Source organism: Janibacter limosus NBRC 16128, assembly GCF_001570985.1.
Taxonomy (GTDB): domain Bacteria; phylum Actinomycetota; class Actinomycetes; order Actinomycetales; family Dermatophilaceae; genus Janibacter; species Janibacter limosus.
In genome coordinates, this window is sequence record NZ_BCSS01000031.1 from 1 (window position 1) to 25,462 (window position 25,462).

Below are 25,462 nucleotides of genomic sequence, written 5' to 3' on the forward strand. Positions count from 1 at the left end.
CGCGGACCGTGTGGCCACCCCCGATAACGTCGTCAACGCTAGCGATTTCCGGCCAATTCGCATCTCGACAATCCACAGGCAGTCAGCTGCCGGTCGTGACCCGCCACGAGGAGCAGGAAGAGAGGGAGCTGGAGCCCCCCTTCGCCTGAGGTGGAGCGGGCGGTGGTGCATCCCGTCGGGTCAGGGCGACTCGAGGAGGCGTCGCATCCGCAGGGCGAGCTGGATCTCCAGGGCACGATCGGGGTGCTGCCAGTCGTCGCCGAGCAGGGCCGTGATGCGACCGAGCCGCTGCGAGACCGTGTTGACGTGCACGTGGAGCGAGCCGGCCGCATGCCGCGGGCTGGAGCCAGCGGCGAAGTAGGCGACGAGCGTGCCCGCGAGGTCGCTGCCGCGGTCGTCGTCGTAGTCGAGGACCGGTCCGAGCACGGAGAGGACATAGTCGTGCACATCAGGATCCTCGCCGACGATCAGTCCCGCGAAGCCGAGCTCGGTGGCAGCGGCACCGGTGCCGGAGCGACCGAGGGCGATGAGCGCACGCACGGTGCGGGCACCCTCCTCGTGCGCTCTCGGGAGGTCGTCGATGTCGGCGAGCGGGCCACATCCGCCGACAGTGATGCGAGGGCTGCGGGTGACCCGCTCGGCCAACGACCTGGCGAGGGCATCAGGATCCTCGCCGGGGACGATGGCGACGATGGAGTCCTCGTGGGTCCCCACGAGGGTGCCCTCGCCCAGGATCGTGCTGACCGTGAGGGCCAGCGCCCGCTGCTGCGTGGGGTCACCGCCACGCACGACGAGCAGGCACAGCGGGTCCCGGGGCTCGATCGCCGCCGAGCGCAGGTATCCGGTGCGGTCATCGTGGCTGCCCCGCGCGGTCAGGAGGTCGGCGAGCACACGGTTGCGTGCGCTCTGCCGCGCGTCATCGGCCTGGCGTTCGAAGAGCAGCACGAGGGCCGTGACGACGGCAGCCCGCTCGACCGTGCGCTGGTCCGCGTCCTCCAGGGCGCCGGGAGCGCCGACGACGAGGGTGCCGAGCTGTTCGTGGGCGGCGATGACACCGATCGCGTGGATGCCGGCGTCCTCGACGAGGCGCCCGACCTCGTGACGGGCGCGGTCCACGATCGGATGAGCGAGGAGAGGGTCTGGGTCAGCGGCGTCGGGAGCGGCTCCGGCGATGCTGCGGCGCTCACCGGCGCTGTCGAAGAGGACCGCCCAACCACCGAGGAGGTCGACCAGGGCCTGGGTGACGTCACTGACGCCGCCACCTTCGAGGACGACCGAGGCGAAGCGGTCATGGGCCGCAGACGCCCGCTCCACCCCGATGGACTGCTGGCGCACGAGGTTGTGCGCCTCGGAGAGCGCCGCGAGGGCGTGTTCGGCATCAGCGAGCGCCCTCGTCTGCACGATGGCGACCGCAGCGAGGGCTGCGAGGTTGCCCAGCAGCCCGATCTCGCTGTGGGAAAAGGGCCGGGGTGTGCGATTGGCGGCGAAGAGCACGCCGACGAAGTTGGACTCGACGATCAGGGGAGTGCCGCAGATGGCGATGATCCCCTCGTCACCGACACCGTGGTCGATCTCGGAGGTGTGGCTGAAGCGTTGGTCCGCGGAGTAGTCGGCCGTCCAGTACGGCTTGTGCGTCGACGCCACGAGACCGCCGAGGCCATCGCCGAGCGAGAGGCGCAAGGACTGGAAGTCGGCGGACACCGAGCCGTCCGTGACCCGCATGAAGGTGTCCCCGGCCTCGGGGTCGTACAGGGTCAGGTACGCCAGGTCCGTGCCCAGGAGGGTCCGGGCCCGACGGACGATGGCCTCGAGGACGACAGCAGGACTGGACTCGGAGGCGAGCTCACGGGCGGTGTCGAGCAGCGCGGACTGGGCCGACTCCCTGCGCCGGTGGGTCTCACGGAGTGCGCCGATCCGCAGCGCGAGGTCCTTGGCCTGCTCCGGGGCGGGAGCGTCCGCGAGCTGGGCGATCGGGACATCGGACACGAGGAGCTCCAGCAGGTGGGTGACCTGCGTCAGGGGCTCGTCGCTGGGCATGCTCTGCATCCTAGGCATGAGTGATCAGTGGGCGGTCCAGCCGCCGTCCAGGGGTAGAGATGCTCCCGTGATGCTCGTCGCTGCAGTGGAGCAGAGGAAGAGCGCCATCGCCGCGACCTCGTCCACCTCGACGAGACGCTTCACGGCCACCGGGGCGAGCATGATCTGCTCGAGCACCTCCGACTCCGGGATGCCGTGGGTGCGGGCCTGGTCGGCGATCTGCTTCTCCACCAAGGGGGTGCGCACATAGGCCGGGTTGAGGCAGTTGCTCGTCACGCCGTGCTCGGCGCCCTCGAGAGCGACGACCTTGCTCAGACCCTCGAGGCCATGCTTGGCCGACACGTACGCGGACTTGAAGGCGCTGGCTCGTAGCCCGTGCACGCTGGAGATGTTGACGATGCGACCCCAGCCCTGCTCGTACATGTGCGGCAGGTTGGCCCGGATGAGCCTGAAGGGCGACTGGAGCATCAACCGCTGGATGAGGTCGAATCTTTCGACAGGGAACTCGTGGACCGGGCTGACGTGCTGGACCCCGGCATTGTTGACCAGGACATCCACCCCGCCGGGCAGGTCGGCGATGGCGTCGAGGTCGGCAAGATCGGCCGCGCAGGGCTCAACGGCGAGGCCGGACAGCTCGTCGACGAGGTGGGTCAGGCCCCCTTCGTCGAGGTCGACAGCCGTGACGCGGGCGCCGGCGGAGGCGAAGGTCGCCACGCAGGCAGCGCCGATGCCGCTCGCGGCGCCGGTCACCATCACGTGGCGGCCGGTGAGGTCGGGGGCGAGAGCGATGTCGGAGTGCGTCATGACGAGCAAGGTATGAGGCGCGTCGAGCTCGGAGCATGGGCGTAGCGCACATGATTGTGTGTGGATGATGTGTGCTCACGCCCACGGTTCGATGGTTCGGCAGTGCAACCATCGGTGACGCCACACCGGCGTCGGAAGGGTCGACGTCGCCCCTGAAATCGAAAGTAGGAGACACCGATGTCCCTTGGACTCATCGGCATCATCCTGTCGCTCGGCCTGCTCATGTACCTGGCCTACCGCGGCATCAACGTGCTGATCCTCGCCCCACTGCTCGCCCTCCTGGCGACCCTCATGGCCGGTGGGCCGTTGTTGGCCACCTACACCCAGGTCTTCATGCCGGCCCTGGGGAAGTACGCCATGACGTACTTCCCGCTCTTCCTCCTCGGAGCGATCTTCGGCAAGGTGATGGACGTCAGCGGTTCGGCCAAGGCGATCGCTGACTTCATCGTCGACAAGATCGGTGCCCAGCGCGCGATCCTCGCGATCGTGCTCGCCTGCGGCATCCTCACCTACGGCGGTGTCTCGCTCTTCGTCGTGGCCTTCGCCGTCTTCCCGATCGCGGCCGCCCTCTTCAAGGAGTCGGGCATCCCCAAGCGGCTCATCCCGGCGACGATCGCCCTGGGCTCCTTCACCTTCACCATGACGGCGCTGCCCGGCACGCCCGCGATCCAGAACGCGATCCCGTCGCCGTACTTCGGCACCAACGCCTTCGCCGCACCCGGCCTGGGCCTGATCGCCGGTCTGATCATGTTCGGCGGCGGCGTCGCCTACCTCAACCACCGCTCGAGCAAGCTCGTCGCGGCCGGGGAGGTCTACGAACCGCCGGTGATGAAGGGCAGTGGCTTCTTCGGGCGCGGCAAGAAGGACAAGGACCTCGCGGCAAAGGGTGAGGCGCCGGTCGCGGCGACGATCGAGTCCTCCGCGGCCGACGATCACATCATGGAGCGACCGACGGTCCCGTGGGCCCTGGCCTTCCTCCCGATCGTCGTCGTCATCGCGCTCAACTACGCGCTCGTCAACTGGATCTTCCCCAGCATGGACTTCGACTACCTCAAGCAGGACGCCTACGGCTCGGTCGGCATCGACGACGTCGCCGGCATCTGGGGCATCATCGTCGCGCTGGTGGCCTCGATCGCCATCGTCCTGGCGGCCAACTGGACTCGTATCGGCGACGTCAAGGGCGCCGTCAACGAGGGCACCATGGGCTCGCTCCTGCCGATCTTCAACACCGCCTCCGAGGTCGGGTACGGAGCGGTCATCGCCTCGCTGGCAGCCTTCACGACGATCAAGGACGCGGTCCTGGGCGTCTCGGGCAACCCGCTCGTCTCACTGGCCCTGTCGGTCAACGTCCTCGCGGGCATCACCGGCTCGGCGTCCGGCGGCATGAGCATCGCGCTCGAGGCGCTCGGCACCCAGTTCAAGGAGATGGCGATGTCCCAGGGCATCTCCCTCGAGCTGGTCCACCGCGTCACGGCGATCTCCTCCGGTGGCTTCGACGCCCTGCCGCACAACGGCGCCGTCATCACCCTGCTCGCCATCTGCGGCCTGAGCCACCGGCAGTCCTACAAGGACATCGCGGTCGTCGCGATCCTCGTCCCGGTCCTGTCGCTGGTCGCCATCATCGTGCTCGGGTCGATCTTCGGCAGCTTCTGACCGAGCGCGCCACACGGGCACGTCGTCGCCCATGACGAAGGGAGGCCCCCACCGGTGATCCGGTGGGGGCCTCCCGCGCTCGTGCGTGGCGTTAGGGTCAGCCGATGTCACGGAAGGGCTGCACGCTGGCACCCAGCGCGTTGAGACGCTCGGCGAGGTCCTCGTAGCCGCGGTGGATGACGTAGACATTGCGCAGGTAGGACGTGCCCGGCGCGGCGAGCATCGCCAGCAGGACGACCACGCCGGGGCGCAGCGCCGGCGGGCAGGTGACCTCGTTGGCGCGCCAACGGTTTGGGCCCTCGACGAGGACCCGGTGCGGGTCCAAGAGCGTCACCTTGCCGCCGATCTTGTTGAGCTCGGTGAGGTAGATGGCGCGGTTGTCGTAGACCCAGTCGTGGATCGTCGTGGTGCCCTCGGCACACGCGGCGATGAGCGCGAAGAAGGGCAGGTTGTCGATGTTGAGACCCGGGAAGGGCATCGGGTGGATCTTGTCGATCGGTGCCTTGAGCGGGCCGGGGTGCGTCGTGATGTCGACGAGCCGGGTGCGGCCGTTGTCGGCGAGGTACTCCTCGGACAGCGAGTACTGCATGCCCATGCCCGACAGGGTGGCGAGCTCGATCTCGAGGAACTCGATGGGCGAACGGCGGATCGTGATCTCGGACTTGGTGACCACCGCGGCGGCGATGAGGCTCATCGCCTCGATCGGGTCCTCGCTGGGGGAGTACTCGACGTCGACGTCGATGTCCTTCTTGCCCGTGATGACGAGGGTGGTGGTCCCGATGCCCTCGACGCCCACGCCGAGCTTCTCGAGGAAGAAGCACAAGTCCTGGACCATGTAGTTGGGCGAGGCATTGCGGATGGTCGTGCGGCCAGGGTGACGGGCAGCGGCCATCAGTGCATTCTCGGTGACGGTGTCGCCGCGCTCGGTCAGGATGATGGCCTTGTCCGAGTCGACCACGCCGCTGGCGGTGGCCTCGTAGGAGCCCTGGGTGGCCTCGACGTCGAGCCCGAAGTGGGTCAGTGAGGTCATGTGCGGCTCGACCGTCCGCGTGCCGAGGTCGCAACCGCCGGCGTACGGCAGGCTGAACTGGTCGAACTCGTGCAGCAGCGGGCCGAGGAACATGATGACCGTGCGGGTGCGGCGGGCCGCCTCCTCGTCCATCGTGTCCAGGCTCAGGCGCGCCGGCGGCGTGATCTCCAGGTCGGAGCTGCCCGGCAGCCAGCGGGTCTGCACGCCGATGGAGTTGAGCACCTCGAGGATGCGGTTGACCTCCTCGATGCGAGCGAGGCTGCGCAGCGTCGTCGTGCCCTTGTTGAGCAGCGAGGCACAGAGCAAGGCGACGGCGGCGTTCTTGCTCGTCTTGACGTCGATGGCGCCGGACAGCTGTCGGCCGCCCTCGATCTTGAGGTGGACGGCGCCACTGCTGGGGGTGCGGGTGAGGGCCACGAGCTCGGTGTCCAGTGCCTCACTGATCCGGGCGAGGTTGTCGAGGGTCAGGTTCTGACCTCCGGCCTCGATCCGGGCGACAGCGCTCTGGCTGGTCTCGAGCTTGGTGGCGAGATCGGACTGGGACAGGCCGGCGCGGTTGCGCGCTTCCTTGATCGTGGTGCCGATCCGGGCGAGATAGTCATCAGACATGTCACCCAAGGTAACCCATATATGAGATAGATGCAGATCCTCTGGCGTCTGCGTGTCGAGGGGCACGATGCATCCCTCAGTCGTCGGGGTGCGCCGCGAAGGCCTCGGCGATCAGCGGCGCGACGATCTCACGCTGCCAGGGACGCACTCCGAGCGCCGCCAAGGACTCGGCGAAGGCCTCGGGGGAGATCTGCGCCGGCGGTGTCCAGATGACCCGACGAAGGGGGTCGGGCGAGCAGACGTTCTCGATCGGGATCGTGTGCTCCTGGGCAAAGACGCCCAGCCGCTCACGGGTGTCCGACAACCGCTCGGCGGCCACCGGGTCACGGTTGACCCATGAGCGCTGCGGGGGCGGACCGTCGGACTTGACGGACGCCGGGGGCAGGTCGTCGTCGGGCAGGGCGCGAGCGCGCGAGACGGCCTCCAGCCAGGCGCGCTGGCTGCGCTGGATGGCGCGGTGGCCGCGCGGCAGGTCGCCGGGGGAGTCGGGATTGGCGAGCGCGATCTCGACCAGTGCGGTGTCGGGGATGACCCGACCCGGCGAGGTGTCGCGGTCGCGGGCGATGCGGTCGCGCTCGTACCAGAGCTCACGGACCGTCGCGAGGACACGGGGCTGGCGGATCTTGTGCAGGCCCGAGGTGCGCCGCCAAGGGTCCTCCTTGACCGCAGGGCTCCAGGTGAGCAGGGACTCGAACTCCTGGCGAGCCCACTCGCTCTTGCCCTGGGCAGCCAGATCGATGCCCATGAGGTTGCGCACCTCGGTGAGCACCTCGACGTCGAGCGCGGCATACCGCAGCCACGGCTCGGGCAGTGGCCGGGTCGACCAGTCGACGGCCGAGTGCTCCTTGGCCAGGCTGATCCCCAGGTAGTTCTCGATGACGGCCGCCAGGCCGACGCGAGGCAGTCCGAGCAGCCGGGCGGCGAGCTCGGTGTCGAAGATCTGACGGGGCCGCAGCCCCACCTCCGCCAGGCAGGAGAGGTCCTGGGTGGCCGCGTGCAGGATCCACTCGCCGGTTCCGATGGCGCGGTCCAGTGGGGACATGTCCGGCAGGTAGACCGGATCGAGGAGCCAGGTGCCCGCGCCCTCGCGCCGCACCTGCACCAGGTAGGCAGCCTGCCCGTAGCGGTAGCCGGAGGCCCGCTCTGCGTCGATGGCGACCGGGCCGAAGCCTGCGGCGATCGCGGCTGCGCAGTCGTCGAGCTCGGACTCCTGGGTGATGACCGGAGGGACGCCCTCCGCGGGTTCGGTCAGGACCGGGAGCGGTGCGCTCTCGACCTCGACCTCGACCTCGTCGTTGTCGTGCTCGTCGCTCACCGGCGCCGACCCGGGAGGGCGACGACACCTGACGGGAGCGGCGGCAGACCGCCCACCGTGCCCAGCATGTCCACCCATGCCTCGAGGTGGCGACCGATCGACGAGTCGGTGGGGCTCCACGAGGCGCGGATCTCCATCTCGACCTCGGGCTCGCGTGCCTCCAGGTCGGCGAAGGCCTCCGAGACGACATGGGTGACGGTGCCGGCGAGGTTGACCGGCTCGATGCCGTGGGCCTCGAGCGCGTCGGTCAGCCAGGACCAACCCACGGCCCCGAGCATCGGGTCGCCCGCGACCTCTGCCTCGAGCTCGGCTCGGGAAAAGGTGACGACGCGCCACGCGCTGCCCCACGGCTCGGGCTCGTCGGGGTCGTGCAGCAGGACGAAGCGCCCAGTTGCCAGGTCCTCGTCGTCGGCAGGGTCGACGATGTCCGCTGTCATGGCCACGGCGTGCGGAGCCAAGCGGGTCGGGGCGGGGACCTCGGTCAGTCGGACCTCGGGTCGCAGGCGTGCCGCGTGCAGGGTGCGCAGCGCGTGCGCGAAGTCCGGGGACTGCACGTCGGAGATCTGTCGGGTGGCCACCCAGCGAGAGTAGGTCTCAGGATGCTGCAGACGCGGGAGGGCACGCCGTGGCGAGGGCAGGACACCAGAGAGTCTGCGGTGGCCTGCATGGGAGGATGCGGCCGTGACGAACTCAGCCGATCCTTCCGACAGTCCCCTGGTCCGCGCGGCCCGTGGGGAGTCCGTCTCGCACACCCCGGTGTGGTTCATGCGCCAAGCCGGGCGCTCCCTGCCCGAGTACCGCGAGCTGCGCCGCGGGACCGACATGCTCCAGGCCTGCCGCACTCCCGATCTCGTCACCGAGATCACCCTGCAGCCCGTGCGCCGCCACCGGGTCGACGCAGCGATCTTCTTCTCAGACATCGTCGTGCCTCTCGAGGCCACCGGCATCGAGATCGACATCGAGCCCGGCGTCGGACCGGTCCTGGACGACCCCTTCGAGTCACGAGCGGACCTCGATCGCATCCCCGAGATGACGCCCGACATGATCCCCGACATCGCGGAGTCCGTCCGGCGCACCGTCCTGGAACTGGGGTCGACCCCGCTCGTCGGCTTCGCCGGCGCCCCCTTCACCCTCGCGTCGTACTTGATCGAGGGCGGACCGAGCAAGAACCACGAGCTGACCAAGTCCCTCATGCACGGCGATCCGCAGCTGTGGAACGACCTGTGCGAGCGCCTGACGCAGATCTCCGCGGCCTTCCTCAAGGTCCAGGTCGAGGCCGGCGCCAGCGCGGTCCAGCTCTTCGACTCGTGGGCCGGCTTCCTCTCGCGGGCCGACTACCGCAAGTACGTCCTTCCGCACAGCAAGGCGACCCTCGCAGCGCTCGCCGACTCGGGTGTCCCGCGCATCCACTTCGGCGTCGGCACCGGTGAGCTGCTCCCCGACATGGCCTCCGCCGGCACCGAGGTCATCGGTGTCGACTACCGGGTCAACCTCGCCGACGCCATCGAGCGGGTCGGCGGCAACCAGCCGGTCCAGGGCAACCTGGACCCGGCGCTGCTCTTCGCCCCGTGGGAGGTCGTCGAGCGCGAGGTCCGCCGCATCCTCCAGGAAGGGCGCGCCGCACCCGGCCACATCTTCAACCTCGGCCACGGCGTCCTGCCGGACACCGACCCCGTGGTCCTCACCCGAGTCGTCGAGCTGGTCCACGAGGTCAGCGCCCGCTGACGCTACTCAGCCTGCGCTGGTCGGGGTGGCCTCGACCACCGGGCGGGAGCGACGGGTACGACGCCGCAGCCACCATGCGAGCGGGGCCAGCAGGACGAGCCCCGTGACGGCGAAGGGAGTGACCGCACCGAGTGCGGTCAGCCCCACCGACAGCGCTGAGGTGAAGGCGTCCCAGCCGTGCGTGAGGCCGGCGACGAAGCCGGTCTCGTCCTCCTCTGAGTCATCGACCTCGGTCGCCTCGGTCGTGAGGCTGACCGTGATGGGCGCGGTGGCGGTGCGCTTCTCGAGCGACTTCTGCTGACTGGTCATCGACTCCAGGTCCGCCTCGCGGGTGGCCAGCTCGTCCTCGAGGGTGACGATCTGGTCGAGGTCCTCGGTGCTGGCGATGAGGGCGCGCAGACGCTTGACCGCCTGTGTCTTGGTGCGCACGCGAGCCGAGGTGTCGGTGTACTGGGAGGTGAGGTCCTCTGCGCTGCTCGCGCGCTTGGTCACCTCGCCGATCTCCGTGAGGTCCGTCGTCGTGGAGTCGAGCTCGTCGACCGGGACGGTGACGGTGATCTCGGCCCAGGAGCGGCCCCCTTCGTAGGCGGCGCTGCGGGAGTCCTCCTGCGACACGTACCCACCGGCCTTGCGCGCTGCGGAGCGGACCTTGGCCGAGGCCTGCTCGAGGTCGTCGACGGTGATCGACAGGCTGACGTCGCGGGCGATGTGCACATCCGTCGGAGCCTTGAAGCCGCTCGAGTCCTTGCTGCTCGAGCTCTTGCTACCCGAGCCCTTGCCCTGATCACTGGATCCGGAGGTGGCAGCCGACTCGGGCTGGGTGGCATCGCCCTCGCCCGACGACTGCGTCGACTCGTGCCGGACCGCGTCGCTGTCCGAGCTGCTGCCGGTGGCGCACCCGGTGAGTGCCAGCCCACCGGCCGCGACCAGTGCTGCCCAGCGCGTGTGTGTCGTCCTCATCGCCATACCCCCTGCATCGGTGACCGAGCTTGTCCGGCCGTGTCTGGTGCTGTGACGCGACGAGGTGGTGGATCGGTTCCATATCCGTGGTGGGAGAGTGGGGGCATGGGTCAGCGCGTGGTCGTCATCGGTGGAGGACTGGCCGGTCTGGCCACTGCCCACCACCTCCTGCGGTCCCGTCCCGACATCGATCTGACGCTGCTCGACGGTGGCGACCGCGTGGGCGGCAAGGTCCGCCAGCAGGGCGTCGGTGGGGTGCGAGTCGATGTCGGTGCGGAGTCCGTGGTGGCGAGCAGTGTCGCGGCACAAGAGCTCTTCGACGAGCTGGGCCTGGCTGGACGCGTCGTGCACCCCGAGCCGGTCCCGGCGTCCTTCTGGTCGCGGGGCGCTCGCCACGCCATCCCCGGCCGGACCTTCATGGGCGTGCCGGGACCGGATACCGACCTCACGGGCCTGCTGGACACAGGGGAGGTCGCTCGCGCCGCGCAACCGGCACCCTTCGTCCTCGACCGCGATGACGTGACGGTGGCCGACGTGGTGGGCACCGTCCACGGCAGAGCGGTCGTCGACCGGGTCGTCGAGCCCCTCCTCGGTGGCGTCTACGCCGGGCGCGTCGACCGGCTGTCCCTGCGCTCGACCATGCCCGCGCTGTGGACCGCCATGGCCGAGGGCCGCTCGATGACCGCAGCCGTGGAGTCGCTCCTCCCGCCGCCGCGGGTGACCCCACGTCCACGGGTGATGGGGCTGGCGGGTGGCATCGGTGTCCTCGTCGACGCCCTGCACCGAAGCGTGGTCGACGCCGGGGGACGGATCGAGATCGGCGCCCTCGTCCGGCGCCTGGAGCGCACCCCGACCGGGTGGCGGGTGGTGTCCGGCCCGACCACCGCGGAGGTCGCGCACGACGCTGACGTCGTCGTCCTGGCGACTCCTGCAGCGCCCACGTCGCGACTCCTGGCCGACCACGCACCGAGCGCAGCGAGTGCGCTCGCCGACATCGAGTACGCATCGATGGCGGTGGTGACGATCGCCTTGCCGGCGGCGACGGCGCCCACGCTGCCCGGCAGCGGCTTCCTCGTTCCCGCGGTCGACGCCCGCCCGATCAAGGCGAGCACCTTTTCGGCAACCAAGTGGGCCTGGGTGAGAGAGGCCACGGACGAGGTCGTGCTCCTGCGCGCGTCCGCGGGCCGGGCCGGTGAGGTCGCGAGCCTCCAGCGCGACGACGCCGACCTCGTCGACGATGCCCTGCAGGAGATCGGTACCGCGCTGCGCACCGACCTGCCACGGCCGGTCGACGCCCATGTGCAGCGCTGGGGCGGCGGGCTGCCGCAGTACGACCTCGGGCACACTGGGAGGGTCGCCGCGGTGCGCTCCGCGGTGGCCGGCCTGCCCGGTCTCGAGGTGACCGGCGCCGCCTACGACGGAGTGGGCATCGGCGCGGTCCTGACCGGTGCCGCCGCGACCGCCACGACGATCCTCGACACGATTCCCCCTTCGTCCACCACCCGACAGGAGTCCCGATGACCACGAGGCCCAGCCCCGCCAAGCCCACTCGCGAGCAGCTCGAGGCGATCAACAGCAGCGTGCACTACGCGATGTTCTCCGCCTTCGCCCTCGTCAACCCGATCGGTGACGACGACCGCGGGGCGATCACCGACGAGGTCGAGGCGCTCTTCGCCGAGCTCACCGAGGCCGGCGTGCGCATCCGCGGCGTCTACGACGTCGCCGGCCTGCGCGCCGACGCCGATGTCCTCATCTGGTGGCACGCGGACGAGATCGAGATGCTCCAGGACGCCTACAAGCGGCTGCTGCGCACCGAGCTCGGCGGGCACCTCGACCCGGTGTGGTCCAACGCTGCCGTGCACCGCCAGGCGGAGTTCAACCGGAGCCACATCCCCGCCTTCCTCGCGGGTGAGGAGCCGCGCGACTACGTGTGCGTCTACCCCTTCGTGCGGTCCTACGACTGGTACGTCCTGGACGAGAAGGACCGTCGCTTCATGCTGGCCGAGCACGGCGGCATGGCCCGCGACTTCCCGGACGTGCGAGCCAACACCATCCCGGCCTTCGCCCTGGGTGACTACGAGTGGATCCTCGCCTTCGAGGCGGACGAGCTGCACCGCATCGTCGACCTCATGCGTGAGCTGCGCGCCTCCAAGGCCCGGCTGCACGTGCGCGAAGAGGTCCCCTTCTTCACCGGCCCGCGGGTGAGCGTCGAAGCCCTGGTGGTGGGTCTGCGCTGAGCGGTTGACCCTCTGGCCCCAGAATTCTCGGGTCACCCGAGAAACCCCGCCTGCGCAAGAGTTTCAAACTCTTGGTCAGGCGAGGTTTCTCTTGTTGAGCGGCGTCCGTCCACAGCCACCAGTGGCGAAGGGTGCCGGTCCCCAGCTCCGTCGACGTCCGGGCGACCTCCGCTCAAGCGGCCGAGCATGACGGCATGATCACCGTGGACCGCAACATCTTCACCAGTCTGCTCGCCATGCCGGACCGGATTTTCGTCCGCCAGGAGGCGCTGCGCGTGGGCGTGCGTGACGAGGACCTGATCGCCGGAGTGCGACGCGGGGCCATCGCACGACTGTGCCGCGGCGCCTACACGGCTCCGGGACCATGGACCACGGAGGAGCATCGACGACTCCTCGCCCGAGCCGGCCTGCGGTTGTATCCGGATGCAGTGCTAATGGGTGGTACGGCCGTCGCTGCCCATGGGATCCCGCTGTTCGAGGTGCCCTCGGCCCCGGCCGACCTGGCCCGCCCGATCTTGCGGGAGGCCAAGGCCAAGGGGCTGCGATTCCGCCCCCTTCGCCACGCGACCGTCACGACCCCGTGGGGGCCCGCGACGGACCTGGCGACCTCTCTCGTCCAGTTGACGATGGACCACGGCGTGCTCGCGGGTGTGGCCTCGATCGATGCAGCACTGCACAGTCGCGTCGTTGGCCTTGCCGCCGTGAAGTCGGCCTTCGACCGGGTCGAGGGCTGGCCCGGCAGTCACCGTGCGCGGTGTGCCCTCGCCTGGTGCGACCCGAGAGCCGAGTCGCTCGGCGAGAGCGTCACCCGGGCGATCCTGCTCGCGGCCGGCTACCGCGTGGAGTCTCAGGTGCCCATCGCGGATCGTGACGGTGTCGTTTTTGCGCGGGCGGACCTGGGCATCGAGGGCACACCAGTGCTCATCGAGTTCGACGGCAAGGTGAAGTACACCGACGGTGGCCCCGACGCGCTCTTCCGGGAGAAGAAGCGCGAGGACCGCATCCGATCCTGCGGGTACGTCGTGATCCGGGTGACCTGGGCGGACCTCTTCCACCCGGAGAGGATCATCCAGGCGGCTCGAGACGCCCTCGCCCAGGCTGCCTGACGCTCGACAAGAGAAACCTCGCCTTCGCAAGAGTCTCAAACTCATGCGAAGGCGAGGTTTATCGGGTGACCCGAGAATCCTGGGTCCGATGAAGCGGTGGGCGTCAGCCCTGGGCGGGCCGCAGCGTCATCGAGATCGAGTTGATGCAGTACCGCTGGTCGGTCGGGGTCTCGTAGCCCTCACCCTCGAAGACGTGGCCCATGTGGCTCCCGCAGTTGGCGCAGCGCACCTCGACACGAGGCCGGCCCGGGAGCGAGTCGTCCTTGATGTACTCGACGCGGTCCTCGGCGAGCGGGCTGTAGAAGCTCGGCCAGCCGCAGTGGCTCTCGAACTTGGTGCCCGAGGTGAAGAGCTCGGTACCGCAGGCGCGGCAGGCGTAGACGCCCTCGGTGGCGGTGTCGGTGTACTCGCCGACGAAGGGACGCTCGGTGCCCGCAGCCCGGAGCACGGAGTACTCGTCGGGCGAGAGCTCAGCGCGCCACTCCTCGTCGCTCTTGGTGACGGCGTAGTCGCGGCCGGTGGACTCCATCATGATCTGCTCCTCGCGCTTGGTCTGACCATCATGCAACGCCGGGACCCCCGGACTTTCATCCGGGGGCTCCGGCGGTGGTGCATCAGGCGCACCGGCGACGAAGGGGGGAGGAGCCCCCTTCGCCTCCGGTCACTTCTTGAGGTCCAGGTGGACGACCTGCGGGTCGTGGTCGCTGTCCTGGTCGGCGAAGGGAGAGTTGGTGTGGACGATGTCGTAGGTGAAGGCAGGGCGCTTGGCCTTGCCGTGCCCGGTGCGCCACGGTCCGTTGACCTTGCCGTCGAGCGTCGCGAGTGACGGCGAGACGAAGATGTGGTCGAGCACCTGGCTGTTGCCCTCGTAGACATAGGTCCAGCGCTCCGCCTGCGACAGGGTGCGCGGCAGGTCGGTCATCGCCGTGCTGCCCGAGCCCTCGACGACGTCCGCGAGGATGTCGGCCGTCTGGCTGAACTCGAAGTCGTTGACGTCACCCGCGACGACGAACTTCGCCTCCGGGTCGGCTGCGAGCAGGTCGTCGGCGATGGAGCGCACCTCACGGGCCTGCGCGTGCCGCGCGTCCTCGCTCGAGCGGACCGGCTGCTGCCAGCGGCCGAAGAGCGGGTCGTCGCCCCCCTTGGAGCTGAAGTGCACGGCCGCGACGAAGACGCGCTCGCCGCGGTAGCGGTACTCGGCGATGAGGGGCTTGCGCGAGTCGTCGAAGGCCGGTGAGGCCGGCGCGATGCGGCCGGGGGACTCGGTGAGCCGCGCTCCCTTCTTGTCCTTGACGACGGACGTGGCCCGGTCGGCCGCACCTGAGCTGCGCTCGGTGAAGTCGATGTCCCGGTCGGTGCGGTGCAGCAGGACATTGCGGATGTTGCCACCCGGTTGACCACCATCGGCCTTGTCCTGCGGGTTGACCCAGTTGGCTTCGTACGTCGGACCGCCCTGGGCCTCGATGGCGGCGATGAGCTTGTCGGTCGTCGCCGCCGAGTCGACGGTGCCGTCATCGCTCGGGCCACTCGCGTCCTGGACCTCCTCGACCGCGAGGATGTCGGGGCTGCGCAGGTTGGTGACGATCTGGCCGGCGAGCCGGTCGAACGTGCTCTGGTCGTTGCTCGGCGCGAGGTTCTCGACGTTGAAGGAGGCGACGGACAGCTCACGGTCGTGCTGCGGCTGGGTCACCTCACGCTCGAGGCCACCGTCCTGCACGGTCGGCACCTGCGTGGCGAGCAGCTTGAAGTTGCTGAAGGAGTAGTCCAACGGACCGGCGACGAGGCCCGGCAGGGTGTCCTTGACGTCGGCGTCGGGCAGCGAGCCGCTGGGCAGCAGGACGTCGTCGACGAGCACGCGCATTGCGTTGGGGCGGTCATAGCCCGAGTAGACGACTCCACCCGCGGAGGAGCGGGTGGCGTCCACGCCGCTGCCGGGGACCACCGGGATCTCGTAGCCGGTCGGGCCGACCACCTGCGCATCCCGCACGCCGACCTGCATGCCCTCCAGTGACTCGTAGAAGTCGATGGCGTCGCGCTCGGGGAGGAAGTCGGCCTCGGCGTACTCGACGCTCTTGGGGTCATCGGCGTCGACGGTCTGCTGCGGCGCCGCACGGTCCTCGCCGAGCACGACCGGCGCGGGCACCTCGGCGCTCCCGGTCACCCTCACGACGGGGGAGGTGAGCTCGGTCGTCGTCAGGTTGTCCCAGCCCCCGGAGCCGCCCGGGCGGAACTCCTCGACATGACCGTCGACGCTCACCGAGTCACCGACCGCGGCGGTCGGCGCCGTGCGGGTGTAGACGTAGATGCCCTCGGATGTGGCGTCGTCGTCGTCGGGGGTCGTGCTCTGGATCCAGAACCCGGTGCTCGAGACCGCGGTCACGACGCCCTCGACCTCGGCGACCTGCGTCCCGTCGAAGGGGGAGAGGTGCGCTGCTCCCTGGATCTGCGGGATCGTGCGGGTCGGCACGACCGGCGGCTCACCGGTGCCCGGCTCGCAGGTCACCGTCTCGGTCGTCGAGTTCTGCGGGGTGGGTGCCCCGACGACGAAGTCGGCGGCGTTGTTGTCCGTGTCGGTGCAGATGTCGCGGCGGGCCACAGAGGTGGTGTTGTCCGTGCCGTCGGCGGCGACGCCCTCGGCCGGCGAGGCGCCACCCCAGCCGAGTCGGTCGACGACCGCGCCGTCGGGGTTGACGACGTCGACGCGCGCGCCCGACCCGGACATCGGCACCGTGCCCGTCGCGTCAGGAGTGGGCAGTGCCTCGGCGGCGTCGTTGGCGCCATCAGCCTGCTGGACCAGGTAGCGACCGCCGGGAGTGATGCTGCCGCTCAGCGCGGTCGTCTGCGGCGTCGTACCGCTCGTGGAGTAGTAGCGCAGGGTCCAGCCGGTGAGGTCGACCTCGGACTGCGCGCGGTTGGCCAGCTCGACGAAGTCGCTGCGCAGGGTGGCCTTGGAGTTGCCGCCACCCCCGTAGGCCTCGGAGATGACGACATCCGGCGAGGCCGCGGTGGCGCTCGGGGCGAGCACAGCCAGCCCGGTCAGGGTCAGCGGTGCTGCGGTGAGGGCCGCGAGTGCGCGGCGACGACGAGATGGCATGAAGGCTCCTGGAGGGGTTCGGGTGTGGCCTCCAGCAACCTAGGGCGGGTCGAGATCGCCTGCAGGGTGAACCGATGAACGACGGGTGACGATCTCACCGCAGAGCGGTGTTCGCGCTCCGGTGGTCCGGCCGGCGGTCGACGATGACGAGCACCGTGGCACCGATGAGTCCGCCGATGACGGCGGCGGCGAGCGGCCACACGGGCCGGTTCGTCGGGTCGAGAGCGGCACGCAGGACGTCGCGCGCGCCGTCGAGGAGCTCTGCCCTCCCGTCGGACGTGCTCGCCCAACCGCCCGCGGAGCTGCCGAGGTGGGAGAGCGCGGTGAGCCCCGCGGGGATGATCCAGGCGCAGACGAGCGCACCCACCCAACCGACGAGCGTGCTCAGCGGTCGCCACCCGGCGACGGCGAGCACGACGGCCAGTGCCAGTGCGAGCAGGTGCTGCTCGTGCGAGATGGCACCGGTCTGCCACGCGGTGATCGAGATCGGGTCGGTGACGGCGAGGTCGAGCGCCCAGGAGACCAGCACGGTCGCTGCGGCACCCCACGCCGTCACGCGCACCCACCGCGGGCCACGACAGCAGGCGAGCCCGGTGAGCAGCCCCACGACGACGCCAAGGACGCCCAGCCCGACGTGCGTCCGGACGAGTACCTCGGCACCCCGGCTCCCGTCGGAGAGCTGTGCGATCACGTGCCACTGGTCCCCGACCGACGCCAGCCCGGCCAAGACGCCACCCATGATCCCGGGCGCCACCGAGCGGGTCACGGCGTGCGCCACGACCACGGCCACGAGGCCCAGGACCCCGGCGGTCACGAGCAGCGCGCTCAGCCGGTGCTCACCGGCGGGCAGCGGCACCCACGGTCCGGTGTCCGGCAGGACCGACGGCCACGCTGACGAGATCGGGATCTGGCCCCCTTCGAGCAGCCACGGCAGGGCCGCGACGAGCCAGCCGATGGTTCCTGACACGACGATGAGGGCGGTGGTGCGAATCACGGTGGTGCTCGAGGGCATGAGCGACTTCCGGTCAGAGGGGGGTGCGCAGGGGGTGGACGACGGCGGCGGCCGCCGCACCGATGGCAGCGTCGACGACGGGGAGATGTCGCTCGGGTCGCGCGGAGCGGGTGAGCACGGCGACGGCGATCGGTACCTCGTCGGGGAAGGTGATGACACCGATCTCATGGCGCAGGGTGCCGAGCGTGCCGGTCTTGCCGGCCACGTCGACATCGTCGTGGGGCACCCCGGACCGCAGGCGGTGGGACCACACCTGCTGCGACATCGCCCCGCGGACGACGTCGCCGTGCTCACCCGGCACGACCCTGCGGCCCCACAGGTCGGCGAGGAGGCCGGTGAGGGTGCGTGCCGACGCGGACGTGGCCAGGGCCGGGTCGTACTGGCTCGTCACGACATCGTGGTGGATGTCCGCGAGAGCGCGCATGTACGAGGCCTCGTCGGGGGTCCCCGTCTCCTCCTGACCCACCGCGAGGGAGTGTCTGGTCCCGCCGCGCACCACGATGTCGTGGCCGAGCCCCGCGAGGACCTCGCTCACCCGCGCGGCCCCGCCGACGAGGTCGAGGACGTGGTCCGCGGCCGCGTTGTCGGAGAGCGTGAGCGCCAGCCGCACCAGGTCGCGGGAGCTGAGGACGACGTCGTCGGTCAGGATTGACAGACCGGTCGGCCCGGGCGTCCTGCCGGAGGGGCGAAGGGAGAGCGGCTCGCGGGGGTCGAGGGCGCCGGCGTCCGCGTCGAGGGCCCACACGAGCGCGACGGCGACCTTGTAGACGGAGGCGATGGGGACGAGGTCGTCGGGATCGAGCCCGATGTCCCCGGCGGGGTCGTCGACCCGACGAGCGTGCACCCACCCGCGGCAGCCCGCGTCGCGCAGGATCTGCGCAGCATGGTCAGCCGGACGCAAGCCGGACCTCCAGGGCCGTGGCGACAAGGTCGTGCAGAGCGTCGGCCGGGGACAGGCGAGGAGTCGCGACCCGCACCCGCAGGTCCACCTCTGGACCGGGCACGGGACGCAGCCGCGCGGGCAGGTCCGCCAGGGGGTGCACCGTGCAGGTGAGCCCCGCGGCCGTCAGCGCCACGGCCTCGGTCCCTGAGGCGACACTGCGCACCGCACCCGTGTAGCCGGCCCGGCGGAGGGCGTCGACGAGCTGGTCGTGGGCGGGCGGGTTGTCCGACCTCGGGGGCAGGGCCACCGGCACCTGGAGCTCGTGGGCGCCGGTGGGGGCGTGGTCGGTGGACACGGCCAGGGTCCTGGGCAGCGCGTGCACGGCCCCGACGTCGAGACCGTCGACGACGGCAGGGTGCTGGACGACGGCCAGGTCGATCTCGCCACGGGCCAGCTGGTCGACGAGGGCGGTCGTCGGGGCGATGACCGGCAGGAGCGTCGTGCCCGTGCCGTCGATCGCCCGGGCGGCGAGCGCGACGCAGTCCGCGACGGCAGACCCGAGGTCGGGCGGCAGTCCCAGCCGTCGGGGGCGCGCGTCCTGAGACCTCTCTGCGGCCTCCCGGTCGAGGTCGTCGGCGGCGTCGAGCACGTGCTGCGCGGAGGCGAGCAGTGCCGTCCCGACCTCGGTGAGCTGCACGCCCCGGGCGCGTCGGTCGAAGAGCCGCACGCCCCACCGGCGTTCGAGCCGCTGGATGCCCTGGGAGAGCGGGGGCTGGGTCATGCCCAGCTCGTCCGCGGCGTTCCCGATGTGCTGCTCCTCGGCCACCGTGACGAAGTAGCGCACGTGCTTGATGAGATCCACGGGACAAGCGTAGTGACGCAGTCATATGCAGGCGATATGTCAGCGAGTCCGTTGCGCACTTTGCGCTATGACCTCCTTCTGCGCTGCGATGAGGTTCCCCGACGAGGAGACTCATGTCCGTGACCGACCTGCCCCGCCGTCGCCGCCAGCGCGCCCGCTCCCTGACCGGCGCCGCCGTGGTGCTGGCCCTCCTCCTCGCCCTGGGCGGGTGGTGGTGGACCCACCGCGACGACGACATCGACGCCGCACGGGCACTGGGGGAGCAGATCGCCTCTGACCTGGCCGAGGGGACGGTGCCCGCGGGCCTGCAGGTCGAGGACCGGGCTGTCGCGCAGGAGCAGCTCGACGCCGTCCTGGCCGGCATGGGCCGCCTGCGCCCGTCCGTGACGGTCCGCGCGGTCGAGGTCCCCGACGGCGGGGACACGGGCACGGTGCACCTCGACCTGACGTGGACCGTCCACGAGGGCAAGGAGCCTTGGCGCTACCCGTCGTCCGTCCCGGTCCGCAGGAGCGGTGAGTCCTGGACCGGCGACTGGGCTCCCACCGCGCTCGTGCCCGATCTGGCCGAGGGCGAGGTCCTGCGCGCCACTCGCGTCACCCCGGAGCGTGGCGAGGTGCTGGGGGACGATGGCGAGGTGATCGTGACCCGACGGCCGGTCGTGCGCGTCGGCATCGACCGTGGGCAGGTGCCCGCAGCCCAAGCGGGCAGGTCCGCCCGCAAGCTGGCCGAGGCTGCCGACGTGACGGTCGCTCCCTTCGTCACTGCGGTGGAGTCGGCGGGGGACAAGGCCTTCATCGAGGCGATCGTCCTGCGAGCCGACGCGAAGGAGCTGGAGGAGGTGCGCCGGGCCGTCCCCGGCATCGCGGGCGCCCGCCTCGTCGACGGGAGCATGGACCTGCCACCGTCGTCCGGGTTCGCCTCGGCCGTCCTGGGGCGCGTGGGCCCGGCGACGGCCGAGATCATCGCCGACGACCCGCAGGTGCGTGAGGGTGACGTCGTCGGCCTGAGTGGCCTGCAGGCGACGCACGACAAGCAGCTGCGGGGGACCTCCGGATTCGCCGTCGAGGCCGTGGCCGAGGACGGCACCGCACGGGACCTGCACCGTCTCGACGCGGTCGACGGCACGCCGCTGCGCACCACCTTGAGCAGCAACCACCAGTCCACTGCCGAGGACGTCCTGGCCGACGTGCCCAAGGCCGGGGCGGTCGTCGCGATCCGTCCCTCCGACGGGCACATCCTGGCGCTCGCCAGCGCGAAGGGAGGCAAGGGTCAGCCGACAGCGACGCTGGGCCAGTACGCCCCCGGGTCGACCTTCAAACCGGTCACAGCCCTGGCCCAGCTACGGGCCGGCGCGACGCCGCAGACCGAGCTCGAGTGTCCCCGCACGATCGAGGTTGATGGCCGCCAGTTCAAGAACTACGACGACTTCCCAGCCGGCCGCAATGGCGGCATGACGCTCAAGGACGCGATCGCCACGTCGTGCAACACAGCGCTCATCGGCGCTCGCGACCGGCTCCCAGCTGACGGGATCGGCTCTGCTGCAACGGCGCTGGGTATGACGCAGAAGCCGACGCTCGGCGTCCCGTCGGCGATGGGCACGGTCCCGCCCCGTCCGACGGGGACTGACCTCGCAGCGACGAGCATCGGTCAGGGCGAGGTCATCGCGACGCCCCTGTCGATGGCGACCGTCATGGCGAGCATCGTCGCGGGAGACCGGGTCACGCCGGTCCTGCTCCCGGACTCCACCACGGCACCGGCGAAGGGCGGCACGCCGATCACCGCCGGTGAGGCCGGCCAGCTGCGCGAGATGCTGCGGGCGGTCGTCACCGACGGCTCGGCCACCTTCCTGGGCGACAACCCGGGCGGCCCCGTCATCGCCAAGACCGGGACTGCCGAGTACGGCTCCGCCACGCCCCCTCGCACGCACGCCTGGATGATCGTCGCCCAGGACGACCTCGCCGTCGCGGTCTTCGTGGAGGACGGGTCCGGAGGTGCCAAGGTCGCCGGGCCGATCGCCGACCGGTACCTGGGGCTCGTGCGTCGCTAGGACGAAGGGGGCGAGGCTCCCCCCTTCGTCCGGCGGAGCCCATACGCTGGCTGCATGGCCAAGACCCCCGCTGCGATGGTGACCGTCGGTGAGCGGGAGGTGCGTGTCTCCAGCCCCGATCGGGTGATCTACGAGGCGACCGATCGGACTCCGGCGATCAGCAAGCTCGAGGTCTGCCAGTACGTCGCCGACGTCGGCGAGACGATGATGCGCACCATCGGTGACCGGCCGACGGCGATGGAGCGCTGGCCCGACGGGTGGCGCGAGGGCATGCGCCTGGCGGTCGGCCCGCGGGACAAGGACGCGGACGGCTTCTACCAGAAGCGGCTGCCGCGGGGAGCGCCCGACTACATCGAGACCGTCGAGATCACCTTCCCCAGCGGGCGCACCGCGCAGGAGCTGTGCCCGAGCGAGCCTGCTGCGCTGGTCTGGGCGGCGCACATGGGGACGCTGACCTTCCACCCGTGGCCGGTCCGACGGCCTGATGTCAACCACCCCGACGAGCTGCGGATCGACCTCGACCCGCAGCCGGGCACGACCTTCGCCGACGTGCAGCGGGTGGCGGACGTGGCCCGCGAGCTGCTCGAGGAGCTCGGGATGCGCGGGTTCGCCAAGACGAGCGGCAACCGGGGCATCCACATCTACGTGCGCATCGAGCCGCGCTGGTCCTTCGAGGACCTGCGGCACGCGGCGATCGGCTTCGGCCGTGAGCTGGAGCGGCGTGACGGCGGCGTGACGACCGCCTGGTGGAAGGAGGAGCGGGGGGAGAGGATCTTCGTCGACTTCAACCAGAACAACCGCGACCGCACCATCGCCGGCGCGTGGAGCCTGCGCGCTCGCCCCGGTGCCCCGGTGAGCACCCCCATGACGTGGGAGCAGATCGCGGCCGTCACCGACCCCGCGGAGTACAACCTGACGACCGTCCTCGACCACCTGGCCGAGGGCGACCCGTGGGCCGAGATCGACTCTGCTGCAGCGTCGCTCGACCCACTGCTCGACCTGTGGGAGAACCTGCCCGGTGGCGAGCTGAACTTCCCTCCGGACTATCCCAAGATGCCCGGTGAGCCCCCGAGGGTGCAGCCGAGCAAAAAGGTCGCCGAGCACTGGGACGCGGACGGCAACCGCATCGAGAGCTAGTCCAGGACCTCGCCCAGGTCGTAGGCCGTCGCGCGGTCGATCTGGTCGAGGGTGCACGACTCGGGGTCACGGTCGGGTCGCCACCGCAGGAACTGCACCGTGTGCCGGAAGCGATGCCCCTCGAGCTGGTCGAAGGCCACCTCGACGACCCGCTCCGGCCGCAGCGGCACGAAGCTGACGTCCTTGGCGGACGAGAAGCGTGAGCGATCGGTCTCCGCGTGCTCGATCTGCCCCCCGGCGTCGCGCCGCACGAGCGGCTCGAGCTCCTCGACCAGCTCCAGCCGGCGCGCGGCGGTGAAGGCCGCGATCCCGCCGACGTTGAAGAGCTGCCCCTCGTGGAAGAGCCCGAGCAGCAGCGAACCGACGCCCTGACCGGACTTGTGGATGCGGTACCCGGTGACCACGGCCTCTGCGGTGCGCTTGTGCTTGATCTTGAGCATCGTGCGCTTGCCGGGGGAGTACGGCGAGTCGAGCGCCTTGGCGACCACCCCGTCGAGCCCGGCGCCCTCGAAGCGGGTGAACCAGTCCCGCGCCTCATCGGCGTCCCGGGTCACCCTCGTCAGGTGCAGCGGCGCTCCCTTCGTGATGGTCGCGAAGAGCGCCTTGAGCCGCTCACGACGTCGGGCGAAGGGGGAGCCCGTCACGTCCTCGTCGCCGATGGCCAGCACGTCGAAGGCGATGAGCTCGGCCGGTGTCTCCGCAGAGAGCTTCGTGATGCGCGACTCGGCAGGGTGGATGCGCTGACCGAGCGCCTCCCAGTCCAGACGCTGCGCGCCGCGGTCGCCGCTGCGCACGACGATCTCTCCGTCGACGACCGCACTGCCGGGCAGGTGCTCACGGATCGCCTCGACGAGCTCGGGGAAGTACCGGGTGAGCGGCTTCTTGCCGCGGCTGATCAGCTCGACGTCATCGCCGTCCTTGCGCACGATGCAGCGGAAGCCGTCCCACTTGGGCTCGTAGGAGTAGCCGCCGTCGACGGCGTCGCTCGCCGGGACCTCCTTGACGGCCTTGGCGAGCATGGGGTCGAGGACGAGATCAGCGGGTAGCGGTGTCACTCGTCACATTCTGCCCGTCCGGCGCCAGATTTGAGACGATGTGCGCGTGGCAAAGCGGACGGTGGCCGAGAGGGCGCTGACATACGGCTCGGTGGCCGTGGGGTCGGCGCTCGTCGGTGCGGGCTCGGTGTGGATGGGCGGGGCGACGTACTTCGCCCGCAGGGTGCTCACGCCTGACCTCGTGCGACCCGATGACACGCAGATCCACGTGATCCACTCCGACAGCCTCACCCTGTCGGGGACACCCGACCTGCTCGTCCCCGGCCGTTACGGTCTCTGGCTCGACGGAGGCCGCGGCCACGCCCGCATCGGCGGGGTCCTCGAGGTCGACCACCGGCACCAGCGGGTGCGCCGCGAGCTCCTGGGCGTCGACTGCGGTGTCCTGGAGCCCGGTCCGGCCCGATTCAACGGCTACTACTACGGCGGCACACCGGGGTCCAACCTCGGGCTCGCCTACGAGGACGTCGCCGTCCCGACCGAGCTGGGTCCCATGCCCGCCTGGGTCGTGCCGAGCGAGCACGGCGACGGGTCACGCTGGGCGGTGCTCGTCCATGGACGCGGCGCGCGTCGGCACGAGACCCTGCGGGCGGTCCCGGCGATGCACGCGGCCGGGCTGACCAGCCTCGTCCCGAGCTATCGCAATGACGGCGATGCGCCGGTCGGTCCTGACGGCCGCTACAACCTGGGCCTCTCGGAGTGGCGGGACATCGAGGACGCCATCAAGCTCGCGCTGGCGCGCGGGGCCCACGAGATCGTCCTCGTCGGGTGGTCGATGGGCGGCGCGATCGTGCTCCAGTTCCTCGACCGCTCGCCGCTGGCCTCGGTCGTCTCCCGCGCGGTGCTGGACGGCCCCGTCGTCGACTGGGGCGATGTCCTGAAGCATCACGCGAGCCTGCACAAGGTGCCGGCACCCATCGGTCATCTGGGCAGCGCGCTCATGGGGCAGCACTGGGCCAAGCGACTGATCGGGGTCTCCGAGAGCGTCGACGTCGCGCGGACCAACTGGGTCGAGCGCGCCGACGAGCTCTCGCACCAGATGCTGCTGATCCACTCGCGCGACGACGAGTTCGTGCCCGTCGGACCGAGCGAGGCCCTGGCGTCGGCGCGGCCGGACCTCATCAGCTTCGAGCCGTGGTCACTGGCCCGGCACTGCAAGGAGTGGAATGTCGACCCGCGGCGCTGGGAGTCCGTCGTGACCGAGTTCGTGCGCTAGCGGGTCACCCGCCACAGACCGAGCAGGGTGCCGTCCTCCTCGAGCAGGTGTCGGCAGGTCAGGTCGACCTCGACGTCCACCCCGTCGAGGATGCGCGGGTGGGCGCCTCGGCTGCCGCCCACCAGGTGGGGAGTCCACGACAGCCCGAGCTCGTCGACGAGTCCCGCGGCGACCAGCTGGGCAGCGAGGGTGGGACCCCCTTCGCACAGCACGTGGGGACCGAAGGCCTGCCGTGCCCGCTCGACGACCGTGGCCAGGTCGACGGTGTCCTCGCCGCACAGCCACGTGCCCTCGTCCTCCTGCGCACCCGAGGCCCGGGTCGTCGCGAGGACGATGCCCTCGCCGCCCCGCGCCGACGGCGGCAGCTGCGGCCGGTGGGAGACGACGACGATCGGGGTGGCGGCCGCTCCGTACTCCTCGGCGCGCACGGTGCCCGCCCCGACGAGCAGGACGTCCGCGGCCCGACGCATCGCGGCAAAGCCCTGGTGGTCGGCATCGGAGTTGATCGACCCGGACACCCCGTCGGGCCCGTTGGCCGCGCCGTCGAGCGTCGCGACGAAGTTCAGTCGCAGCAGCGGGTCGGTGCTCGCATAGAGGGCGTCGATCTCGGCGTCACCGACGGTGGCGCCGGACTGGACGTCGAAGGGGGCGTTGTCGGCGATGAGGATCCGCATGCCCTCGA

At 70.6% G+C, this 25,462-nt stretch carries 21 protein-coding genes; 8 read left to right on the forward strand and 13 right to left on the reverse strand.

The window, feature by feature from the left end; translation table 11 throughout:
- Positions 1-180: 180 nt before the first annotated feature.
- Positions 181-2,037, reverse strand: a complete 1,857-nt coding sequence (locus JLI01S_RS11695) for a helix-turn-helix domain-containing protein (protein WP_245634603.1) — start codon at positions 2,035-2,037, stop codon at positions 181-183.
- Positions 2,038-2,061: 24 nt separating this feature from the next.
- Positions 2,062-2,841, reverse strand: coding sequence for a 3-hydroxybutyrate dehydrogenase (locus JLI01S_RS11700; RefSeq protein WP_068264741.1), 780 nt, complete (start codon positions 2,839-2,841; stop codon positions 2,062-2,064).
- A gap of 177 nt (positions 2,842-3,018) precedes the next feature.
- Here JLI01S_RS11700 and JLI01S_RS11705 point away from each other — a divergent pair, with 177 nt between their 5' ends.
- Positions 3,019-4,494, forward strand: a complete 1,476-nt coding sequence (locus JLI01S_RS11705) for a GntP family permease (RefSeq protein WP_068264743.1) — start codon at positions 3,019-3,021, stop codon at positions 4,492-4,494.
- A gap of 97 nt (positions 4,495-4,591) precedes the next feature.
- Here the strand turns inward: JLI01S_RS11705 and JLI01S_RS11710 are convergent, their stop codons facing one another.
- The 3 genes from JLI01S_RS11710 to JLI01S_RS11720 all read right to left on the reverse strand — a co-directional run bounded on the left by JLI01S_RS11710 (position 4,592) and on the right by JLI01S_RS11720 (position 8,026).
- Positions 4,592-6,133 (reverse strand): helix-turn-helix domain-containing protein, encoded by a 1,542-nt coding sequence (locus JLI01S_RS11710; RefSeq protein WP_068264746.1) that lies wholly within the window; start codon positions 6,131-6,133, stop codon positions 4,592-4,594.
- Between the two features lie 76 nt (positions 6,134-6,209).
- Positions 6,210-7,448 (reverse strand): HRDC domain-containing protein, encoded by a 1,239-nt coding sequence (locus JLI01S_RS11715; protein WP_068264748.1) that lies wholly within the window; start codon positions 7,446-7,448, stop codon positions 6,210-6,212.
- Positions 7,445-8,026: a DUF3000 domain-containing protein gene (locus tag JLI01S_RS11720; RefSeq protein ID WP_068264750.1), complete on the reverse strand. Its 582-nt coding sequence runs from the start codon at positions 8,024-8,026 to the stop codon at positions 7,445-7,447. The genes JLI01S_RS11715 and JLI01S_RS11720 overlap by 4 nt, the downstream gene beginning before the upstream one ends.
- A gap of 103 nt (positions 8,027-8,129) precedes the next feature.
- On the opposite strand from JLI01S_RS11720, the gene hemE reads away from it, so the two are divergent.
- Positions 8,130-9,173, forward strand: coding sequence for a uroporphyrinogen decarboxylase (hemE, locus tag JLI01S_RS11725; protein WP_174521321.1), 1,044 nt, complete (start codon positions 8,130-8,132; stop codon positions 9,171-9,173).
- Positions 9,174-9,179: 6 nt separating this feature from the next.
- Here the strand turns inward: hemE and JLI01S_RS11730 are convergent, their stop codons facing one another.
- Complete coding sequence (locus tag JLI01S_RS11730) at positions 9,180-10,133, reverse strand: DUF4349 domain-containing protein (RefSeq protein WP_169797322.1); 954 nt, start codon at positions 10,131-10,133, stop codon at positions 9,180-9,182.
- 105 nt (positions 10,134-10,238) lie between these two features.
- Between JLI01S_RS11730 and hemG the strand changes: the two genes are divergently transcribed.
- From hemG to JLI01S_RS11745, 3 genes are all read left to right on the forward strand, one after another.
- Positions 10,239-11,654 carry a protoporphyrinogen oxidase gene (hemG, locus tag JLI01S_RS11735; protein ID WP_068264756.1) on the forward strand — a complete coding sequence of 472 codons (1,416 nt, stop codon included), beginning with the start codon at positions 10,239-10,241 and terminating at the stop codon, positions 11,652-11,654.
- Positions 11,651-12,370 carry a hydrogen peroxide-dependent heme synthase gene (hemQ, locus tag JLI01S_RS11740; protein WP_068264758.1) on the forward strand — a complete coding sequence of 240 codons (720 nt, stop codon included), beginning with the start codon at positions 11,651-11,653 and terminating at the stop codon, positions 12,368-12,370. The genes hemG and hemQ overlap by 4 nt, the downstream gene beginning before the upstream one ends.
- 194 nt (positions 12,371-12,564) lie before the next feature.
- On the forward strand, positions 12,565-13,476 hold the full coding sequence (locus JLI01S_RS11745; RefSeq protein ID WP_157074927.1) for a hypothetical protein: 912 nt from the start codon (positions 12,565-12,567) through the stop codon (positions 13,474-13,476).
- A gap of 103 nt (positions 13,477-13,579) precedes the next feature.
- Here JLI01S_RS11745 and msrB read toward each other — a convergent pair whose 3' ends face one another.
- The 5 genes from msrB to JLI01S_RS11770 all read right to left on the reverse strand — a co-directional run bounded on the left by msrB (position 13,580) and on the right by JLI01S_RS11770 (position 19,327).
- Entirely contained in the window at positions 13,580-14,008 is a 429-nt protein-coding gene (gene msrB / locus JLI01S_RS11750) for a peptide-methionine (R)-S-oxide reductase MsrB (protein WP_084349393.1), read from the reverse strand.
- A gap of 129 nt (positions 14,009-14,137) precedes the next feature.
- A complete protein-coding gene (locus JLI01S_RS11755) occupies positions 14,138-16,570 on the reverse strand; it encodes a DUF8508 domain-containing protein (RefSeq protein WP_068264764.1) in 2,433 nt (810 codons plus the stop codon).
- A gap of 94 nt (positions 16,571-16,664) precedes the next feature.
- Positions 16,665-17,582, reverse strand: a complete 918-nt coding sequence (locus tag JLI01S_RS11760; protein ID WP_068264766.1) for a hypothetical protein — start codon at positions 17,580-17,582, stop codon at positions 16,665-16,667.
- 13 nt (positions 17,583-17,595) lie between these two features.
- Positions 17,596-18,483, reverse strand: coding sequence for a serine hydrolase (locus tag JLI01S_RS11765; RefSeq protein ID WP_084349391.1), 888 nt, complete (start codon positions 18,481-18,483; stop codon positions 17,596-17,598).
- Entirely contained in the window at positions 18,470-19,327 is an 858-nt protein-coding gene (locus tag JLI01S_RS11770; RefSeq protein ID WP_068264768.1) for a LysR family transcriptional regulator, read from the reverse strand. The genes JLI01S_RS11765 and JLI01S_RS11770 overlap by 14 nt, the downstream gene beginning before the upstream one ends.
- Positions 19,328-19,446: 119 nt before the next feature.
- On the opposite strand from JLI01S_RS11770, the gene JLI01S_RS11775 reads away from it, so the two are divergent.
- Together JLI01S_RS11775 and JLI01S_RS11780 are read left to right on the forward strand one after the other, a co-directional pair.
- Positions 19,447-21,375, forward strand: a complete 1,929-nt coding sequence (locus JLI01S_RS11775; protein ID WP_157074928.1) for a penicillin-binding transpeptidase domain-containing protein — start codon at positions 19,447-19,449, stop codon at positions 21,373-21,375.
- 54 nt (positions 21,376-21,429) lie between these two features.
- Positions 21,430-22,512 carry a DNA polymerase domain-containing protein gene (locus JLI01S_RS11780; RefSeq protein ID WP_068264772.1) on the forward strand — a complete coding sequence of 361 codons (1,083 nt, stop codon included), beginning with the start codon at positions 21,430-21,432 and terminating at the stop codon, positions 22,510-22,512.
- Here JLI01S_RS11780 and JLI01S_RS11785 read toward each other — a convergent pair.
- Complete coding sequence (locus JLI01S_RS11785; protein WP_084349392.1) at positions 22,509-23,567, reverse strand: ATP-dependent DNA ligase; 1,059 nt, start codon at positions 23,565-23,567, stop codon at positions 22,509-22,511. The two genes, JLI01S_RS11780 and JLI01S_RS11785, sit on opposite strands and share 4 nt — an antisense overlap.
- Before the next feature lie 46 nt (positions 23,568-23,613).
- On the opposite strand from JLI01S_RS11785, the gene JLI01S_RS11790 reads away from it, so the two are divergent.
- Positions 23,614-24,780, forward strand: a complete 1,167-nt coding sequence (locus JLI01S_RS11790; protein WP_245634604.1) for an alpha/beta hydrolase family protein — start codon at positions 23,614-23,616, stop codon at positions 24,778-24,780.
- Here JLI01S_RS11790 and JLI01S_RS11795 read toward each other — a convergent pair.
- Positions 24,777-25,454 carry a dihydrofolate reductase family protein gene (locus JLI01S_RS11795; RefSeq protein WP_068264774.1) on the reverse strand — a complete coding sequence of 226 codons (678 nt, stop codon included), beginning with the start codon at positions 25,452-25,454 and terminating at the stop codon, positions 24,777-24,779. The two genes, JLI01S_RS11790 and JLI01S_RS11795, sit on opposite strands and share 4 nt — an antisense overlap.
- Positions 25,455-25,462: the final 8 nt, after the last annotated feature.

Excerpts from the sequence above, each read along its gene's own strand:
- JLI01S_RS11695 (WP_245634603.1), bottom strand. The coding sequence starts at position 2,037 with ATGCCCAGCGACGAGCCCCTGACGCAGGTCACCCACCTGCTGGAGCTC.
- JLI01S_RS11700 (WP_068264741.1), bottom strand. The coding sequence starts at position 2,841 with ATGACGCACTCCGACATCGCTCTCGCCCCCGACCTCACCGGCCGCCAC.
- JLI01S_RS11705 (WP_068264743.1), top strand. The coding sequence starts at position 3,019 with ATGTCCCTTGGACTCATCGGCATCATCCTGTCGCTCGGCCTGCTCATG.
- JLI01S_RS11710 (WP_068264746.1), bottom strand. The coding sequence starts at position 6,133 with ATGTCTGATGACTATCTCGCCCGGATCGGCACCACGATCAAGGAAGCG.
- JLI01S_RS11730 (WP_169797322.1), bottom strand. The coding sequence starts at position 10,133 with ATGAGGACGACACACACGCGCTGGGCAGCACTGGTCGCGGCCGGTGGG.
- hemG (WP_068264756.1), top strand. The coding sequence starts at position 10,239 with ATGGGTCAGCGCGTGGTCGTCATCGGTGGAGGACTGGCCGGTCTGGCC.
- hemQ (WP_068264758.1), top strand. The coding sequence starts at position 11,651 with ATGACCACGAGGCCCAGCCCCGCCAAGCCCACTCGCGAGCAGCTCGAG.
- JLI01S_RS11745 (WP_157074927.1), top strand. The coding sequence starts at position 12,565 with ATGATCACCGTGGACCGCAACATCTTCACCAGTCTGCTCGCCATGCCG.
- msrB (WP_084349393.1), bottom strand. The coding sequence starts at position 14,008 with ATGATGGAGTCCACCGGCCGCGACTACGCCGTCACCAAGAGCGACGAG.
- JLI01S_RS11755 (WP_068264764.1), bottom strand. The coding sequence starts at position 16,570 with ATGCCATCTCGTCGTCGCCGCGCACTCGCGGCCCTCACCGCAGCACCG.
- JLI01S_RS11760 (WP_068264766.1), bottom strand. The coding sequence starts at position 17,582 with ATGCCCTCGAGCACCACCGTGATTCGCACCACCGCCCTCATCGTCGTG.
- JLI01S_RS11780 (WP_068264772.1), top strand. The coding sequence starts at position 21,430 with ATGGCCAAGACCCCCGCTGCGATGGTGACCGTCGGTGAGCGGGAGGTG.
- JLI01S_RS11795 (WP_068264774.1), bottom strand. The coding sequence starts at position 25,454 with ATGCGGATCCTCATCGCCGACAACGCCCCCTTCGACGTCCAGTCCGGC.